Annotated in this window: 19 protein-coding genes; 9 read left to right on the top strand and 10 right to left on the bottom strand. The window is 37.7% G+C overall.

From position 1 onward, the window contains the following. Nucleotide 1 precedes the first annotated feature (1 nt). From ABMA78_RS04465 to ABMA78_RS04490, 6 genes are all read left to right on the top strand, one after another. Entirely contained in the window at nt 2-2,455 is a 2,454-nt protein-coding gene (locus ABMA78_RS04465; protein WP_392857444.1) for a DUF3656 domain-containing protein, read from the top strand. Then, nucleotides 2,455-2,715: a GIY-YIG nuclease family protein gene (locus tag ABMA78_RS04470; protein WP_392857446.1), complete on the top strand. Its 261-nt coding sequence runs from the start codon at nt 2,455-2,457 to the stop codon at nt 2,713-2,715. Before ABMA78_RS04465 ends, ABMA78_RS04470 begins: the two co-directional genes overlap by 1 nt. A gap of 64 nt (nt 2,716-2,779) precedes the next feature. Further along, nucleotides 2,780-3,301, top strand: coding sequence for a redoxin family protein (locus ABMA78_RS04475; protein ID WP_392857447.1), 522 nt, complete (start codon nt 2,780-2,782; stop codon nt 3,299-3,301). 2 nt (nt 3,302-3,303) lie between these two features. Continuing rightward, nucleotides 3,304-3,690, top strand: coding sequence for a hypothetical protein (locus tag ABMA78_RS04480; RefSeq protein WP_392857449.1), 387 nt, complete (start codon nt 3,304-3,306; stop codon nt 3,688-3,690). Beyond that, nucleotides 3,690-4,121 carry a FixH family protein gene (locus tag ABMA78_RS04485; RefSeq protein WP_392857451.1) on the top strand — a complete coding sequence of 144 codons (432 nt, stop codon included), beginning with the start codon at nt 3,690-3,692 and terminating at the stop codon, nt 4,119-4,121. The genes ABMA78_RS04480 and ABMA78_RS04485 overlap by 1 nt, the downstream gene beginning before the upstream one ends. Next, complete coding sequence (locus ABMA78_RS04490; RefSeq protein WP_392857453.1) at nt 4,103-4,990, top strand: hypothetical protein; 888 nt, start codon at nt 4,103-4,105, stop codon at nt 4,988-4,990. Before ABMA78_RS04485 ends, ABMA78_RS04490 begins: the two co-directional genes overlap by 19 nt. Here the strand turns inward: ABMA78_RS04490 and ABMA78_RS04495 are convergent. Then, nucleotides 4,985-5,782, bottom strand: coding sequence for a DNA repair protein RecO (locus ABMA78_RS04495; RefSeq protein ID WP_392857455.1), 798 nt, complete (start codon nt 5,780-5,782; stop codon nt 4,985-4,987). The two genes, ABMA78_RS04490 and ABMA78_RS04495, sit on opposite strands and share 6 nt — an antisense overlap. Next, the gene (locus ABMA78_RS04500; RefSeq protein WP_392857457.1) at nt 5,770-6,714 is read right to left on the bottom strand and encodes a DEAD/DEAH box helicase; all 945 of its coding nucleotides are present in this window, start codon (nt 6,712-6,714) and stop codon (nt 5,770-5,772) included. Before ABMA78_RS04500 ends, ABMA78_RS04495 begins: the two co-directional genes overlap by 13 nt. Before the next feature lie 79 nt (nt 6,715-6,793). On the opposite strand from ABMA78_RS04500, the gene ABMA78_RS04505 reads away from it, so the two are divergent. Together ABMA78_RS04505 and ABMA78_RS04510 are read left to right on the top strand one after the other, a co-directional pair. Then, a complete protein-coding gene (locus tag ABMA78_RS04505) occupies nt 6,794-7,498 on the top strand; it encodes an RsmE family RNA methyltransferase (protein ID WP_392857458.1) in 705 nt (234 codons plus the stop codon). 1 nt (nt 7,499) lies between these two features. Beyond that, nucleotides 7,500-7,754, top strand: coding sequence for a NifU family protein (locus ABMA78_RS04510; RefSeq protein ID WP_021266260.1), 255 nt, complete (start codon nt 7,500-7,502; stop codon nt 7,752-7,754). On the opposite strand, the gene ABMA78_RS04515 is transcribed toward ABMA78_RS04510, so the two are convergent. From ABMA78_RS04515 to ABMA78_RS04530, 4 genes are all read right to left on the bottom strand, one after another. Beyond that, a complete protein-coding gene (locus ABMA78_RS04515) occupies nt 7,755-8,642 on the bottom strand; it encodes an alpha/beta fold hydrolase (protein WP_392857461.1) in 888 nt (295 codons plus the stop codon). It abuts the gene before it with no gap. Between the two features lie 71 nt (nt 8,643-8,713). Next, on the bottom strand, nt 8,714-8,896 hold the full coding sequence (locus ABMA78_RS04520; RefSeq protein WP_392857462.1) for a hypothetical protein: 183 nt from the start codon (nt 8,894-8,896) through the stop codon (nt 8,714-8,716). Nucleotides 8,897-8,992: 96 nt separating this feature from the next. Beyond that, nucleotides 8,993-9,799, bottom strand: coding sequence for a nitrilase-related carbon-nitrogen hydrolase (locus ABMA78_RS04525; RefSeq protein WP_392857464.1), 807 nt, complete (start codon nt 9,797-9,799; stop codon nt 8,993-8,995). Beyond that, the gene (locus tag ABMA78_RS04530; protein ID WP_392857466.1) at nt 9,799-11,112 is read right to left on the bottom strand and encodes a UDP-glucose dehydrogenase family protein; all 1,314 of its coding nucleotides are present in this window, start codon (nt 11,110-11,112) and stop codon (nt 9,799-9,801) included. The genes ABMA78_RS04525 and ABMA78_RS04530 overlap by 1 nt, the downstream gene beginning before the upstream one ends. A gap of 80 nt (nt 11,113-11,192) precedes the next feature. Between ABMA78_RS04530 and ABMA78_RS04535 the strand changes: the two genes are divergently transcribed. Continuing rightward, complete coding sequence (locus ABMA78_RS04535; RefSeq protein ID WP_392857468.1) at nt 11,193-12,188, top strand: lysylphosphatidylglycerol synthase transmembrane domain-containing protein; 996 nt, start codon at nt 11,193-11,195, stop codon at nt 12,186-12,188. Between the two features lie 6 nt (nt 12,189-12,194). Here the strand turns inward: ABMA78_RS04535 and ABMA78_RS04540 are convergent, their stop codons facing one another. The 4 genes from ABMA78_RS04540 to ABMA78_RS04555 form a co-directional block, all read right to left on the bottom strand. Beyond that, entirely contained in the window at nt 12,195-12,815 is a 621-nt protein-coding gene (locus ABMA78_RS04540) for a hypothetical protein (protein WP_392857471.1), read from the bottom strand. 2 nt (nt 12,816-12,817) lie between these two features. Further along, nucleotides 12,818-14,641: a translation elongation factor 4 gene (gene lepA / locus ABMA78_RS04545; RefSeq protein ID WP_392857473.1), complete on the bottom strand. Its 1,824-nt coding sequence runs from the start codon at nt 14,639-14,641 to the stop codon at nt 12,818-12,820. Nucleotides 14,642-14,796: 155 nt separating this feature from the next. Continuing rightward, a complete protein-coding gene (locus tag ABMA78_RS04550; protein WP_392857475.1) occupies nt 14,797-16,029 on the bottom strand; it encodes a HAMP domain-containing protein in 1,233 nt (410 codons plus the stop codon). 30 nt (nt 16,030-16,059) lie between these two features. Further along, nucleotides 16,060-16,755 (bottom strand): TrkA family potassium uptake protein, encoded by a 696-nt coding sequence (locus tag ABMA78_RS04555; RefSeq protein ID WP_021266154.1) that lies wholly within the window; start codon nt 16,753-16,755, stop codon nt 16,060-16,062.

The raw sequence follows: 16,755 nt of genomic DNA on the forward strand, positions 1-16,755 counted from the left end.
CATGAAAAAATCAGAAATTCTCGCCCCTGTGGGCAATATGCAAATGTGCCTAGCGGCAATTCACGGTGGTGCGGATGCCATCTATGTTGGAATGCCAGGATTCAATGCTCGTGGGAGAACTCACGATCACTCCGTTAATGAATTAAAAGAGATTATCGACATGTGCCATCTCTATGGAGTTAAGGTGCACGTCGCATTTAATATTCTCATCTTTGAAGAAGAAATTTCTGATGCTATTGAAAGATTAAACGAAGTTGTGGCCCTAGGCCCTGATGCCCTAATCATTCAAGATATCGGACTAGCAAATATCGTCCGACAATTATATCCAGAGCAAGTTATTCACGGCTCGACTCAAATGACAGTGACCAATCACGATCATATTACATTTCTTGAAGACCTTGATATCAAGCGATTTGTACTAGGACGTGAAAACTCAATTCCAGAAATTAAAGAGATCAGATCAAATACGCAGCGTGAGCTTGAAGTCTTCACTCACGGAGCTTTATGTGTCGCCTACTCTGGCCAATGCTTTACTTCAGAAAGTATTGGAGGGCGTTCTGCGAATCGTGGTCAATGTGCCCAAAGTTGTCGCTTCTCTTACGAGATGTTTGTGGATGGAGAAAAACAAGACCTCACAAAACACGGACGAAAGATGAGCTACCTAGTTTCGCCACAAGACCTTTGCGGAATCGAAGAAGTCAATGAGCTTCAAGACATGGGAATTGATTCTTTTAAAATTGAAGGACGTCTTAAAGGGCCGGCCTATGTTTCGACTGCGGCAAGTGCATTTAAAGCAAAACTTGAAGGAAAGAAAGTTGGCCAAAAAGAGCTCGACAATATGGCCCTTACATATTCACGAGGACTCTTTTCAGGATGGCTTCACGGTGTTGACCACCAACAACTTGTTAAAGGTCACTACGGCGCTCACCGAGGAATAGAACTTGGAAAAGTAAAAAAAGTTTCTCCTCCATTTTTAGAAATCGACACTGATCGTGAATTAGAGAATGGAATGGGTGTTGCAATATGCGACGACAATAAGGGCCTTGAGGTTGGATCTTCAATCTTTGGTGTAAAAAGAAAAGGAAAGCGCGTAAGCCTTTCACTTGCTCACGATTTTAAGTGGAAGCAAGTTCGCCCAGGTATGGATATCTATTTGAACTCGGATCCAAAAGTTGCAAAAGAGAGCGAGTCCTTAATTAGTGATATCAACAAACAAAAGCGTATTCCAATCCAAGTAACACTTATTGCAAATGTTGGAGAGAAGCTCACATATAAAATTAGCGATGGTTTTAACCAAGTTATAATTGAAAGCGAAGACTTAGTTGAAGAAGCAAGAAAGCCAGCAGATTTAGAAAAAGTTGAAAAAGATGCATGTGCCCTATCTCGTACAATCTATGCTGTTTCAAATTTTGAATTGATAACAAATGAGAAGTCTCCCTTCATTCACTCGAAATCATTAAAGAAGTTGAGACAAGAAGCCGTCGAAGAATTAAATAACAAGCGAGTCTTTGTTAAGGCCCCTCAGACCCAATCTTTTAATCTTTCAAAGAAAGAAGTTTCTGAAAACGATATTACTCTAAACTTCCTACTTAGAGATATAGATCAAGTAAAAGAAGCATTTGAAGTTTTAAAAAGCTGTGAATACGAAAGACTATTAATTACATTAGACTTTGAATTTGGTAAGGACTACAAGCCTTCACTAGAGCTTTTAAAACAACTTCCAAAGTGCCAAGTTGGTATTGCTACGAATAGAATTTTGAAACCAAAAGAATATCATCACTTAAATGTTCTAACTCGATTAGAGCCTGATTTTATTCTTTGTCGTAACCTTGGTTCTTACCAATACTTAAGGTCTAAATGTGACATTCCACTTAAAGGTGACTTTTCTTTAAACGTCGCAAATTCACAAACGGCCAATTACTTACTAGATAAAGGTTTTGAAACCTTAACATCATCATATGATTTAAATGCAAAGCAATTGGAAAACCTTCTTGCAAGTACTGATGCTGGGAGAATTGAAGTAAATATCCACCAATATATGCCAAGCTTTCATATGGAGCATTGTGTGTATGCTGCCTTCTTATCGGAAGGATCATCATTTAAAGACTGTGGGAAGCCATGTGAAAAGCATCATGTGGAACTTAAAGACCAATTTGGAAATATGCACTTTATTAAGGCCGATCAAGAATGTCGAAATACAATGTTTAATGCTATTGCACAGAGTTCGACAGACTTAATTGACGAATTAATTGCAAAAGGTGTTTCTCAGTTTAGAGTCGAACTTTTAAACGAACACGGAGAGAAGCTCAAGAGTAAACTTGAAAGTTACCTTAACTTCTTTAATGGAAAGATTTCCACGAATGAGTTAAAGTCTATGTTAGGCACTCAAGAGAAGTACGGAATTGGTACAGGAATGCTTATGAAAGAAGACACATATCAAGCGAGAAAGAATTAATGGCAAAGGCCGACAAGTGGTTTGTCTACATTATCGAAACAAAGAATGGGAAGCTCTACACAGGAATTACAACTGATGTAGAGCGAAGATTTGAAGAACATAAGAATGATCCTAAAGGTGCAAAGTTCACCAAGGCCAATCCACCTAAAAAAATTCGTTTTACAGAAGAGCATCCAGATCGCTCAAGCGCAAGTAAGCGAGAAGCTCAAATAAAGAAGCTTACTCGTCCTCAAAAGCTGACTTTAATCAAGGAGTCGTAAAAATTAATACCTACTAGGGTATTGATTTCTTGTGCTTCAATTAGAGATTTTATAAATAACACCTATGAAATTACTAATTGCACTCCTCATCACAAGCGCAACGTTTGGGGCATTTACTGAAATACGCTACGATTTATCAACTCATCAAGAGAAACAAATTTCTGTTACTAAAAAGAAGAAAGTTCTTATTTTCCTTTCGCCTAGTTGTCCTTGTTCACAAAAACAATTCGACTATATTAACTCTCTTGCAAAGAAGTTTAGCAATATTGAATTCATTGGTTTTAGCTCGAACAAACATATCAGCAAGAAGAAGGCTCTTGAGTACTTTGACCAATTCAAAATCAACTTTCCTATCTTCATTGATAAAGACTTAAAGTACGCAAATAAAATGAATGCCCTAAAGACTCCTCATGTCTTCTTATTAAATGATAAAGAGGAAGTTATTTACCAAGGGGCCGTAACAAATAAGAGAAGCCCTGAGCTATCTTCAAAATTCTATTTAAATGACGTGCTTACAGCACTACAAAATAATAAAGAACTGCCATATAAAGAATCAAAGGCACTTGGGTGCTATATCGCGAGGTAAATATGTTAAATACATTTAAAACATTAATTGTACTAGTTATCACTGCTTCTGTAATGGCGTGTCCATTTCAAATCGAATCACAAAATCTATGCGTTGATATGGAGTGGACTAACGGGCCATTTGATGGAAAGCCTTCAACATTTGAAGCAATTGTTTATGACAAAGACTCAGGAGAAAGAGTCTCTCCGAAAGAGCTTAAAGTTTATGTATGGATGATGATGGCAAACGGTCACCAACACGGTGGACCAGCTATTTCTTGGTCATATGATGAAGATCAGATCATCAATGGGAATGCAAAATTCTTTATGGGACATATGAAAGGTTACTGGCAAGTTCGTTTTGAACTAGATGGTGACATTGCTGCAATTGATGTGGAGCTTAAGAAGTAATGAAGTTATTATCACTGACACTTTTATTCTTATTATTCACAAGTTGTGGAAAATCTCCATTCTCTGGCGACCTAAAAGAATTAGTTGGTGGACGTGATAATATAACAAATCAATTAGAATTTAATACAGAGGCCCTGACAATTTCTCGTCAATGGGAAAAAGGGCCACTGCTCTACGATAGCTCAACGATCACGATCACATTTAAAGATTCAGCAGATAACCTAAAAGATCCAATTGGTGATTTTTCGGCCTATATCTGGATGCCAGATATGGGGCATGGTTCCTATCCAATTACTGTCACGAAGGTTGCGACGGGAATCTATGAACTAACTGATATCTACTTCACAATGGGTGGTCTTTGGGACTTTCACTTACAATTAAAAGATAACGGAAACTTATACGACACTGTCTCATGGCCACTTACGCTCTAATTTTACTTACATTCTTCTTTTCACTAACGACTCAAGCATCTTCATGCTGCGGTGGTGGCGCAAATATTCCTAATATTATTTTAGGCGACCACCAGTGGGAAGCAAAAATCAACTATGCAAACTCTGCAGTAACAAGTGAAGCGGGGGTTGACGGCAAGATTCATAATATTAATTCTAAGAATGAAGTAACTGAGACTATCGCGTTTCAAGGTAGCTACCTCATTGACAGTTATTTTCAAATCGCCTTTGATATTCCAGTTAAAAAAAGAACAGTTGAGTCTTCAATAAAAGAAACAAGTACCACTGAAGTTGTCGATCCAAGCTTCCAACTGACATGGGAGTTTCTACCTGAGCTGACTTATAATCTTTTAAAGCCTCGTGGCTTTCTATTCTTTAAGCAACTAATCCCAAATGGTAATTCTATTTACAGCTATGACGATCCCCTCTTATCAGACTCACTAAGCCGAGGAGTCTACGAATCAACTCTAGGACTTGCCCTATTTAAGGTTGTTTACGACTACGACTACTCTGTGACATTAGAGGGACACTACGGTTTTAAAAGTACGATTGATAATAAAGAAGTTGAGCCAGGATTTGGATATTCGTCTTCTTTGGGCCTTGGTTACAATCCCAATGCGAAGATGCGCTTTGGTACTTCACTAACCTATTGGCAAGATAGTGCCGTTAAGATCGATGGTATTGAAGGTGAAAATAAGTACTATCTTTCAACAAGCTTTAACTACTCGTATATGTTTACTAGAAGTTCTCTCGTTTTAAATTATTCAGATGAGACCATCCTAAACGTAGCAAAGAATACAAATCTAGCAAAAGCCATCTCACTTACTTACAAAGTATTTGAAGACCTATAAGAGTAAGCTTAAGGACTTGTAGTGCTCACGTTGAACGTGCTGATGATAACAAATATAATTAACAAGTTGGTTTAGCTCAGATTTTTGAACCTGTGTTCCTACTTGATATTCTGAATACTTGCTTGCTGCAACCTTTAGCATTTCACTTCTAAGGTCCTTACCTTCTTGTCCATTTACTAATCTTTGCTCTTCTAAGCTTAGATGAGAGAAGTGAATAAACCCACCTTGCTCAATTGATAATGAAACAAAATCATTATCACCAATTTCAACCCCTGAGACAGCACAGGTTTCTGTTCGAGGAAAAATCCCAAGCTCAACCATTGCCTTCACAAGAAAAATGAAGAGTTCATGATTAGCATTAAAGTCACTCGCTAGAACTCGGCTTTCTAAGCGAAAGATAGCATTTGAAAGAAGGCGAAAAATTCCTTCATGACTTTTCTCACTTAAATCAAGATCGTCTTTATGTGTAATTTGTGGAGCAAACGACTGACAAAATTCACAGAAGAAACAAAGTAAGTAGAAGGCCATTGGACTGTGGGAAATATTCTTATGGCACCATTTTTCGACATGGTCCTTACTCGTTAGAATTTCAAAACTATTTTTAACTCGACCGAAACCGACTTTAAAAAGGTAACCAACTTGTAAGATAGAAGAAACTTTCTTCTTTCCTCCTCCTTGTCCACCATAGAACATCACAGAAATTTTATTTCCGTTTCTAAGGAGTAAGTTTCCAATCAAGTGCTTGTCTTGATATGGAATCTTGTTAATGAGAATGCCTTCTAATTCAACCATAATAATAAGTCCTGACTCATTATAAAGAGATAATTACATATCTTGTAGTGAATTCTTTCCCACCACTTCCTCCCTTTCTCTAAGACCCCAATATATTGAAATTCTTCTCCAAAGCGACCACCACGACCGATCATTTGAAAATTTGTGGACTCACTAGGTTTATAACTAATATAAATATTTTCAATTCCATGTAAATTAACTCCATGGCTCAAAGCACTAGTAGCAATGATCAGATTTGCAGGATTTAGATTCTCTCTGGCCACAAAGTCTTTAACTTGTCCTCCTACACAGTAATCACATGAAATGCCTAATCTTAGAAAGAACTTATGCCAGAAAAAGACTTCTTTTCGTGACGAACAAAAAAGAATGGTTCTTCCCCTTTCAAAGAGTAATTGTTCAAAGATAAGCTTTAGTAGAAGAAGTGGGCGAATCAACATACGCTTCTTCTTATACATATTCTTCTTTTGAAAGTTTCCAATATTAAGAAAACAGAAATGCCTAAAGTTATTTTCGACATCCCTTTCGATCACACGATATAGCTCATCTGTAATAGTTGCACTCAGTCCTATCACTTTGGTACTTTTAGAAGATGAGATTTGATAAAGGAAATCAAGTAATCTAGGACGAAAGGACTCTCCCCATTCATAAAAGAGATGAAATTCATCTAACACAAAAAGAGAGTTGGATTTTAAAGCAAAATCGAGATCATCTTTAGAAAGTGACTCCACAGTTGTTAAAAAGATTCCCTTGTCAGTAATATTATCCACAACACATTCCCTCTCCTTCAAATCTTCCAGAATTGAACGCAACGGAGAGACAATAATAATCCTTTCAAAGTCTTCTAATAATTGCCAAATAAGTCTTGTTTTCCCCCAGCCCATTGGTGCCATAAATAATGTGAATGAATGCTCTCTATTGACGATCTGTGACAAAGTTGCTTTAAAATCCATACCCAAGAGGTGCAAGAAGTGGTAAAAGAATTAAAGCTATAACTCATTAAAATTAAAGAAGATGAACTCTGTCATAATTAGAAAAGATCAAATTCGCGACTCAAAAGTTGTTCTCACGCAAGAGCAATCGAGACATTTACGTGAAGTTGTAAAGGTAAAGGTTGGTGATGAACTCAAGGGAACGATTCTTGAGCAAGGGCTAACGACTCTTAAGGTAAGCAGTATTATCGACGCAATTGTCGAAGTGGAAGTTGGCCTAACTCGCCCGGGACTTCACTACCCTATCGAGCTAATTATTGCGGCATCAAGGCCACCTACGATGAAGAAAGTTTTCGAGCATTGTAGTGCAATGGGAGCGGACAGCTTTCATATCTTTAAGGCCATTCTAAGTGATAAGAGTTACCTCACTTCTAAAGTTTACGAGCGTTTTCAAGAACTATCTGAATTGGGTGTAAGCCAGTCAGCTGTTTTCTACAAGGCACCTAAGCTTAAGAAGACTTATCAATACGAAGACATGCAACCACAAGGTGTTCAAAGATTTATTCTCTCACCTTATGCCACAACCAAGTTAAAAGATGTTAAAATAGATATCGAAAGACCATTACAATTGGCCATTGGACCAGAACGAGGATGGACTAACCAAGAGATTAACGAATTTAAGAATCTTGGTTTTAAAGAGATAAGCATTGGCCCTTCAATCATGAGAGTGGAGAATGCTTCAATCGCAATCCTTGGCCATTTAAACCAATTAATGGATAGGAATTAATATGCTTAGAAAAATTGAAAAACTTTTTGATGAACAAGTAAGGCCAGCACTAGCTGCCCACGGTGGGAATATCGAATTAATTGATTACGATAATGATAAGCTCTACGTAAAGATGACTGGTGGTTGCCAAGGCTGTTCTGCTTCACAAGCAACTCTTACGGATGGTGTTGCAAGACTTGTAAAACAAAATTTTCCAGACATTGTTGAAGTTGTTGATGTAACAGATCACTCAAAGGGTGATAATCCATTTATGTAATTAGTGCTGTTTAAAGTACTCTATTACGATTTCAGCAACTTCATCTGGTTGCTCACTAGTTAGAGCATGCCCAGCATGCTCGACTTCTTTATAAGTTACCTGATCCTCAAGCTCTTTAGCTAATACCTTTCCGGCCAACTCGGGAGGAGCAATAAAATCTTCACTGGCCTGAACAATCAAAAATTTCTTTCCTGCTGCCATCTTGTATTTATTTGCATCAATGGTAGAGGTCGCATGAATTTGAGCGGCTGCAAGTTGTGGGAACCATCCATTTAACCAAATGGAAGCATCATTACCTTTTGCAAAGAATGCACAACTAATCATTTCTAATCGCTTATCTTTTTCTAGTCGCATATTAAAAGAATTCTTCAAACAATTCTGTGCTTCATTAGTCATTTGAAAATTGCCGCCAGCTGCAAGAAGAGCAAGCCCCTTAACATACTTAGGGTAATATGTTGTAAAGCTTCGTGCTAACCTATTTCCAAAAGCATGGCCCACAAGCCAAATCTCTTTAATTCCTAACTGATCAAGAGTATCCCTTATGTCATCAACAAGCTCTAGCATAGTCGTACTTTTTCCACTTAGCTTGCCAGTGCTTCTACCGATACCACGTGGCTGAATTAAAACAACTTGATAACCTGCCTCGACAAAACGATTTGTCAGAGTCGATTTATATTTCTCAGTGTAATCTTCAACCCCTCTGCCAAGCGAAGGTAGGATAACGAGGTACTCGCCAACTGATGCCTTTTCACTGAAAATTCTTACGTGATTTGAAGAATACTTATGTTTAATGATCGTTTCTTTTTGAAGGTATTTAACTGTTGGTGCTTGTGTCGTACTACTACAAGAAAATAGAACGAAATAAAGTAAGATAAAAACTAAACGCATTGAAACTCCTCGATAAGCTTTTTACTACTTATCGAGAAGTCTACTTATACAAGAACTTAATTAAGTTTAAATTATGCAACTTTAGTGTGTTCTTCTAGTTCTGACTCGCGCATACCATAGTCTTCATTGGCATGAGAAATTGACCTTCTTACCCTATCTTCAGTCTCCCAATAACTTAGTCCTGAAAGAATAATATTTCCGCTGGTGGCAAATGCCATGACTGTAGTCACGAGTATAATTTCTAGTAATTCCATATTTGCCTCCTAAATCTAATCATAAAGACTTATCGGCAGGTAATTATGAAATACCTCCAAATTCTACTCAATTTTCAATAAATTTAAACAGTTAGACTATAGGATAACTCGTGAACGTGTGTTAGAAATTTGCTCTTTATTGAGTCTTACAATCGAAATTCCCTCAGCATTCTTTTGATCAGAAAGAACTTCTCCCCATGGATTAATAACTAATGAGTGTCCATAAGTATGAATTCCTGGATTATTTTCTCCACACTGTGCACTGGCCACAACAAAGCACTGTCCTTCAATTGAACGTGCTCGTAATAAAGTATGCCAATGGGCCTGTCCTGTTGGAACAGTGAATGCCGAAGCAAAGGTGATCAGATCAACTTTATTATCGTAGTAATATTGGAGGAAGCTTGGGTAACGAAGATCAAAGCAAATTGCGATACCAATCTTCCAGCCAAGTACATCAATAATTAAAGGATCTTTTCCAGCGGTATAGATATCGGCTTCATTAATTTTTTTTCGTTTCGTTTGCCCTTGTTCATCTACAGTTGTGATGTCACAAGAAAATAGATGGCACTTGTCGTAGCTACCAATAACACGACCTTGAGGATCCAAGTTAATGGCCTTATTAAGAATACCTGTATCAGTTTTAAAAGCAACAGAGCCCCCAATAAGGAAGAGCCCAGAATCAACGGCCAATTGCCTGATGTTATCAAAGTGTTCATTGTCCCACTCCACAAGGTACGGGCTTGGCTCACGGCCATTAGAGATTGAATAAAAACATTCAGGCAAGAAGGCCACTTGGGCCCCCTCTCTTTTTGCCTGAGATAAGTATGTTTTAATTTTTTCTAGATTTGATTTGTAATCAAGAGATGAAGAAATCTGAATATTGGCGATAACCAATTCATTCATTAAATTTTCTTCCCAATCGCGTAGTAAGTGAAACCTTCACCTAAAACTTTTTCAGTCTTAAATAGGTTTCTCGCATCAAAGATTACCTTTTCATTTAAACGTGTAGCGATTTCTGCAAAGTCAGGAGTTGAAAACTCTCTCCACTCAGTTACAGTAACCATTGCATCACAACCACTTAAGCAATCGTACTTATTTGATACTTCTTCTAAAGATGCGTGATATTTTTCACCTACCGCTTTCATGAAGTTTGGCCCACCTTCAGGGTCAAAGAAACGAATTTTTGCACCAGCATCAATTAGATCTTTTGCCATATAGATCGCTGGAGACTCACGTACATCATCAGTATTAGCTTTAAATGCGACTCCCCAGAATGCAAAAGTTTTTCCACTTAAGTCTTCTCCGAAGTGCTTTTTTATTTTTGTTGCCATGTAAAGCTTTTGCTCATCATTCACATCTTCAGTTGCTTCAACAATTCTTAAAGAATGACCGTGCTCTTTGGCCGTATAAATTAAGGCCTTCACATCCTTTGGAAAGCAAGACCCACCATAGCCTGGCCCAGAATATAAGAAGTGAGAACCGATTCTTCTATCACTAGCGATCCCTTTACGTACTTCATTAATATCAGCACCTAAAGTGTCACACAGTCTTGCGATATCATTGATGAAAGAAATTTTTGTAGCAAGGAAACAATTTGATGCATACTTTGTCATCTCCGCTGACAAATTCGACATCATAAAGATAGGGTTTCCTTGTTTTAGTAATGGCTCATAAAGTTCTTCCATGGCCTGAGCAGCTTTTTCATTATTGTGTCCAATAACAACACGGTCTGGTCTCATAAAGTCTTCAATCGCCGAACCTTCTTTTAAAAACTCTGGGTTGTTAACGATATGAAATTTCTTATCAGTATTCTTAGCAACAATCTCTCTTACTTTTTCACAAGTTCCGATTGGTACAGTTGATTTAATAACGATGATTGCATCATCAGAGATATTCTTTGCCACATCTTCGGCAGCTTGAAATAAGTATGTAAGGTTAGCACTACCATCATCACCAGAAGGAGTTCCAACTGCTAGAAAAATTGACTTGGAATCTTTAACTGATTCAAGCCCCGTCGAAAAAGCTAGTCTTTCGGCCTTAATATTTCTTTTTAAGAGATCATTAAGTCCTGGTTCGAAAATTGGTGATTCACCACGTCTCATCATGGCCACCTTATTTTCGTCAATATCAACACAAGTTACCTTGTGACCAATTTCTGCAAAACAAGTTCCGCTCACTAAACCAACGTATCCCGTTCCAATTACTGTAATTTTCAAGCTTTTATCCTTTTTAAAAATTGGTACTAGATTAGCACCTTTTATGCTAAGTTTTAAGCCTAAATAAGGAATTTAACTATATGCACAAAGCGTCAATTCAGACAATTCTCAAGGTTATTTTTGCAGCTGCAATTCTCACATGGCTTGCAAAATCAGATAAACTTGACCTTAGTCTGATCGGACAGGTACTTGAGAATGGGCCTTGGGCCTTAATCTCACTTGCACTTTTAATATGCAGTTCATTTATTGCAGCATTTCGTTGGTCACTACTTCTTAAAACAAAGAGTGATAAAATTCATATTAAGAAAATCTACCCAATTAATTTAATAGGACAATTCTTTTCAACGTTTCTCCCAGGTATTGTCACGGGAGACTTTTTAAAACTTCTCTACGTTAGGGATTGTGACAAGAATTTAAAGAGATCTTTTCTCTTAAGTACCGCACTTATTGATCGTATTATTGGCCTTATCGGACTTCTCATTGTTGGTGGGCTATCTTCGATCTATTTTTATTCAGAGTTAACTATATTATCACCAAAGGTTAAGCCGCTTATCTCATTTAATATTATGTTGTTACTTGGTGCCCTTGGATTCGTTCTTGTGCTTTTTATGCCAGTAAGAATTAAGATACATGTGATTGAGCTAATTAAAATTCTTCCATTTGTTGGAGATAAGATTGCTAGCATCACTGAGACTTTTTGGAAAATTGGAGAAAGCAGAGCAGTTATCCTAAAGTCCATTGGCCTTTCAGTTATTGTCCACATCTTTGCCATCACGGCTTTTTGGAGTCTAGTTCACTCATTCCTTCATGCTAATATTGGAATCAAGCAGCTCTTTAGCATTATCCCAGTGGGGCTTATCTCAATAGCTATTCCTATCTCACCTGCTGGAGCAGGAGTTGGTCACCTTGTTTTTGAAGAGCTTTTTAAAGCGCTAGGCCAAGATAAGGGTGCTTCATTCTTTAATCTCTACTTCTTAGTAGCAATTTCAGTGAATCTTCTAGGTGTGATTCCATACGTTCTTTGGAAAAAGAAGCACACATTCAAAGAAGCTGAAGCACTGGAAGAAGTTCAGTAGTATTATTTAATTAAAAACAAAAATCTTTTTCGGATCGATATGACCGTATTGGCGCCACTTTGTTTTAAGGGCCTCAATTCTTAAAAGAAATTGCATATCTCTTTTGCGATCATTTAGTTTTCTGACTTTCTTTGATTCCTTAACGAGTGGCCCTCTTGCATCATATGGAAGAACAGAGATGTCATCAAGTAACATCGTCTTTCCCTCGTGGCTAATTGTGCGGGCAATGAATAAGTCATCCTTTACAAGTTGTAATGTAAACTCATTCTTAGGAATGTAGAATTTTGTATTGTGAAGAATGTCTTTAAAGACATGCTTTTTAAAAAGGTTTTGTCCACGGTACTCAAAAAGAGAATGGTTAATACTTAACATTGAATCTTTTTGATTTTCTTCAATTGAGATTTCATTAACAAATTTCTTAATTAACGGGCCATTATCATCGAAGTCACGTTGAGTGATATACCAATAGACGAAACCATTCATACGAGATTCGTAATCATCATCTTCTTCAGATAATTTTCCAGCAAGCTTGAAATACTCTTCTTTTGCTGACCTTAATTTGTCATAGTATTCATTTGATGAAAACTTCGTTACAGCATCATCTAAAATACTTCTCAATTCTTCCATGTTTATTTTTTCCCACCACTACTGTCTTCATCTACAGCAAGTACGGCCAAGAATGCTTCCTGTGGAACCTCAACAGATCCAACCATCTTCATTCTCTTCTTACCTTCTTTTTGTTTTTCAAGAAGCTTTCTCTTCCTTGAAACGTCACCACCATAACACTTGGCAAGTACGTTCTTACGAAGTGCCTTAACAGTTTCACGAGCAACAATTTTAGCACCAATTGCGGCCTGGATGGCAATATCAAATTGTTGACGGTCAATAATCTTTCTTAATCGTCCAACAAGATCACGTCCCTTATAATATGCATTATCAGTGTGACAAATAATTGATAGAGCATCAACTTTTTCACCGTTAAGTAAAACATCAACCTTAACTAACTTCGAAGGCTCGTAACCTTTAAAGTCATAGTCCATTGATGCATATCCTTTAGTGTAACTCTTTAACTTATCGTAGAAGTCAAAAACCATTTCACTAAGTGGAAGATCGTAAGTTACTTGTACACGCTCTTCCGTAATATATTTCATATCAGTTTGAATACCGCGTTTCTCTTCACAAAGACGAATGATCTTACCAACGTACTCATTTGGTACGTGAATAGAAATTGAAACGATTGGCTCAGTAATCTCTTCAAACTTACCAGGCTCTGGCATCGTAGAAGGGTTATCAACTTCAACAATCTCACCATCATTCATCTTAACTTTATAAGACACAGAAGGCGCTGTTGAAATTAAATTTAAACTAAATTCACGCTCAAGTCTTTCTTGAATAATATTCATGTGAAGAAGGCCAAGGAAACCACAACGGAAACCAAAACCTAGGGCCTGAGAAGTTTCAGGCTCATATGTAAATGAAGAATCGTTAAGAGCTAGTTTTTCTAGTGCATCTTTTAAAACTTCATAGTCGTTAGACTCAACAGGGAAGATACCACAGAAAACCATTGGCTTTACTTCTTCGTATCCACCTAAACTCGGTGTATCTTTCTTTTTGGCATTAATAACTGTATCCCCAACTTTTACGTCACGGATATTCTTAATCCCACAAATTACCATCCCTACTTCACCGGCACCTAGCTCTTTCACTTCAGTAAAGAACGGAGTATTAACCGCAAGCTTAAGAACTTCATACTCTTGATCAGAGTTCTTAAGATAGATCATATCTTTCTTTTTAATTGTACCTTCAACAACTCTCAGTAAGAAGATAACACCTTGATACGGGTCAAACCACGAGTCAAAGATTAGACCTTGAAGGTCCTTATTAGGATCACCTTTTGGGTGAGGAATTTTTTCGATAATTGATTCTAGAAGATCTTCAACTCCTAGACCTGACTTTGCAGAAACTTCATCAGCATCTAGTGCTTCAATCCCTACAACATCTTCAATCTCTTGCTTAACACGATCTGCGTCCGCATGAGGAAGATCGATCTTGTTCAGAACAGGCATAATCTCAAGATCATTTTCAATGGCCATATAAACGTTAGCAAGAGTCTGGGCCTCAACACCTTGAGAGGCATCAACTACAAGTAGTGCACCATCACAAGAAGCAAGAGATCTTGATACTTCATATGAGAAGTCAACGTGACCTGGAGTATCGATGATATTTAGGTAGTAAGTCTGTCCATCACGGGCCTTGTAATTCAAGCGTACAGTTTGGGCCTTAATTGTAATCCCACGCTCTTTTTCAAGTTCCATATTATCGAGAATACGATCAGATTTCTCACGATCAGTAATTGAACCTGTTTTTTCAATTAATCGATCCGCAAGTGTCGACTTCCCGTGGTCAATATGGGCAATAATGGAAAAATTTCGAATTAGTTTCCTATCAATCATTGTATCTATAACTCCGCTAAATTCCACGAATCATAGCACAGAAATCAATGGATAACTATAAGCTTCGACTGGTTCCAGCAGACTTTTACGTAAGCGATGCATCATTTCACAACGCTGCGCTTACGTAAAAGTCTGCTGGAACCTACTAAAAATCATTAAGATGCCTGAACTTCTTTTGACATTACCATCAAGTAATAATCGAGTGACGAATCGCGTCCACGAATTGGAATAACTGACGCGTAGCCTTCATAAATATATTCAACAACTTCTTCGGCCTCTTCATGCCCCTCGGCACCCTCATCACCTTCAATATCAACCTTTACAGAAATCTTATCTCCAACCTCTTTATCTGATTTAGTTGAGTCATCGCGCTTAGCGATTTTGATTTCCTGGTTTTCAATCTTTGAACGACGCTTAATGGCAAGTTCATATGTTTCAATGATGCACTGAGGAATAATTGAGTCTGTCATCACCTTACCAATCGTATCCTCAGACTGAACCTGAAGAAGTTGGTAAATCTGATTATTCATATACATCAGTTCACCCTTAGCATTCGTTAAGAGAACTGGCCTCTTAACCATATTGGCGAGTACATCAAATTTTCTATTTTCAACTACGATCTTATCCGCGCGCAGCTCTTCGAATTTCTTAAATGAGTGAATCATCTTATTCATCTCTTGAGCAATTTCACCAATCTCGTCATCTTGGGAGTAGTAGATGGAAACGTCGAAGTTACAATCTTGAAGCTCGCGAATCGCATCCTTAATTTTTTTAAACGGCAGGGCAATCTTTCCAGGGATAACTAAACCTAAGATTATTGTCCATAGAAAAGCGATAATAAGAGTGATCATCATCTTACGTTTTGTTTCGTTGATAATTCCCTTAATCTTCTCTTCTCTTTCAACATTTTGATAATACTGAATATCTTGAAACTCGGAGAAAGCATCAAGAATCTTATCCGCAAGTTCCCCAATGGAAGTCATTCCAATATTATTTCGATGAAATAAAGATGCCTTACTTAGGATAACTTTTAGAGAGTCGGTATAGGAGAGCATCTGCCCGATAATCTTTTTTACTTCCGGCTCATCGTAGTGAGTGTCGAGTCTTTGAAGTTGCGATGTGAATGATTCACAAAGATTTAGGATCCTTTCAACCATCTCAGGAGTAGGCTTCTTCGTTAAAATTCTTCTTTGGTTTTTAAGAATTGCAACCGCTGAAATCCTAACCTCATCTGTAATGAGAGTTACTTTATTAGAACGATCTGTAATCGACTCGATCTCTTTATTGAGATTATTTAAATGATAAAAAACGATGAACGCAAGTAGGATTACCACAGCTGCGGCAAACGAAAAACTCCATGCGACTCGGTTTCTTAGTGATAAATTCAAAGTTATTCCCCTTTATGCGACGTTAAAGACTTATGCATCCTCAAGATCAGCAAAAAGTTTATTAAAGTTTTTCTCACTTCCTACAAGAACAACGATGTCATCTGACTCGATAATATCCATCGGCATCGGACAATCATTAATCTCCATACGATAAGCGGACTTACCGTCTTCAGTGATATATGGAACCTTCTTTTGAAGGGCAACAATATTAAGTGAATAGTTTTGACGAATTTTACTCTCGACAAGAGTTTTACCTTCAAACTTCTTCCCAAGCTTTAGCTCGACAATTGAATAACCTGCTGCAAAGTTGTAGCGCTGGAGAACGTGTGGAGCGATGATCTTAGAAGCAACAATCTCCCCCATCTCCTCTTCAACTTTAATAATTTCAGAAGCACCAATTTCATGTAAAACGTGCTCGTGAAGCTTAGAAGTAGCACGGGCAATGACTCGACCAACCCCAAGCTTTCGAAGCATTGTTACGGCCATAATCGACATTTGGATATTATCCCCGATGGCCACAACTGCTGTATCAACGTCAGAAATATTTACTGATCGAAGTGATCTCTCATCTGTTACATCAAGAGCAACAGCGTGAGTTGTACGGTCTTTAATTTTATCAACGAGCTCATCATTCTTATCAATAGCAATTACCTCGGCACCTTTTTCGAAAAGTCCTACCGCAGTTTTTGCTCCAAATGTCCCTAGCCCGATAACAGCAACTAGCAT

Source organism: Halobacteriovorax sp. RZ-2, assembly GCF_043196685.1.
In the GTDB taxonomy this organism is placed as follows: domain Bacteria; phylum Bdellovibrionota; class Bacteriovoracia; order Bacteriovoracales; family Bacteriovoracaceae; genus Halobacteriovorax_A.

What these genes read in the sequence shown, in the direction of transcription:
- ABMA78_RS04465 (WP_392857444.1), top strand. Translation starts at nt 2, where the DNA reads ATGAAAAAATCAGAAATTCTCGCCCCTGTGGGCAATATGCAAATGTGC.
- ABMA78_RS04490 (WP_392857453.1), top strand. Translation starts at nt 4,103, where the DNA reads ATGGCCACTTACGCTCTAATTTTACTTACATTCTTCTTTTCACTAACG.
- ABMA78_RS04485 (WP_392857451.1), top strand. Translation starts at nt 3,690, where the DNA reads ATGAAGTTATTATCACTGACACTTTTATTCTTATTATTCACAAGTTGT.
- ABMA78_RS04505 (WP_392857458.1), top strand. Translation starts at nt 6,794, where the DNA reads ATGAACTCTGTCATAATTAGAAAAGATCAAATTCGCGACTCAAAAGTT.
- ABMA78_RS04540 (WP_392857471.1), bottom strand. Translation starts at nt 12,815, where the DNA reads ATGGAAGAATTGAGAAGTATTTTAGATGATGCTGTAACGAAGTTTTCA.
- ABMA78_RS04525 (WP_392857464.1), bottom strand. Translation starts at nt 9,799, where the DNA reads ATGAATGAATTGGTTATCGCCAATATTCAGATTTCTTCATCTCTTGAT.
- ABMA78_RS04495 (WP_392857455.1), bottom strand. Translation starts at nt 5,782, where the DNA reads ATGGTTGAATTAGAAGGCATTCTCATTAACAAGATTCCATATCAAGAC.
- ABMA78_RS04480 (WP_392857449.1), top strand. Translation starts at nt 3,304, where the DNA reads ATGTTAAATACATTTAAAACATTAATTGTACTAGTTATCACTGCTTCT.
- ABMA78_RS04555 (WP_021266154.1), bottom strand. Translation starts at nt 16,755, where the DNA reads ATGCTAGTTGCTGTTATCGGGCTAGGGACATTTGGAGCAAAAACTGCG.
- lepA (WP_392857473.1), bottom strand. Translation starts at nt 14,641, where the DNA reads ATGATTGATAGGAAACTAATTCGAAATTTTTCCATTATTGCCCATATT.
- ABMA78_RS04515 (WP_392857461.1), bottom strand. Translation starts at nt 8,642, where the DNA reads ATGCGTTTAGTTTTTATCTTACTTTATTTCGTTCTATTTTCTTGTAGT.
- ABMA78_RS04510 (WP_021266260.1), top strand. Translation starts at nt 7,500, where the DNA reads ATGCTTAGAAAAATTGAAAAACTTTTTGATGAACAAGTAAGGCCAGCA.
- ABMA78_RS04520 (WP_392857462.1), bottom strand. Translation starts at nt 8,896, where the DNA reads ATGGAATTACTAGAAATTATACTCGTGACTACAGTCATGGCATTTGCC.
- ABMA78_RS04475 (WP_392857447.1), top strand. Translation starts at nt 2,780, where the DNA reads ATGAAATTACTAATTGCACTCCTCATCACAAGCGCAACGTTTGGGGCA.
- ABMA78_RS04535 (WP_392857468.1), top strand. Translation starts at nt 11,193, where the DNA reads ATGCACAAAGCGTCAATTCAGACAATTCTCAAGGTTATTTTTGCAGCT.
- ABMA78_RS04470 (WP_392857446.1), top strand. Translation starts at nt 2,455, where the DNA reads ATGGCAAAGGCCGACAAGTGGTTTGTCTACATTATCGAAACAAAGAAT.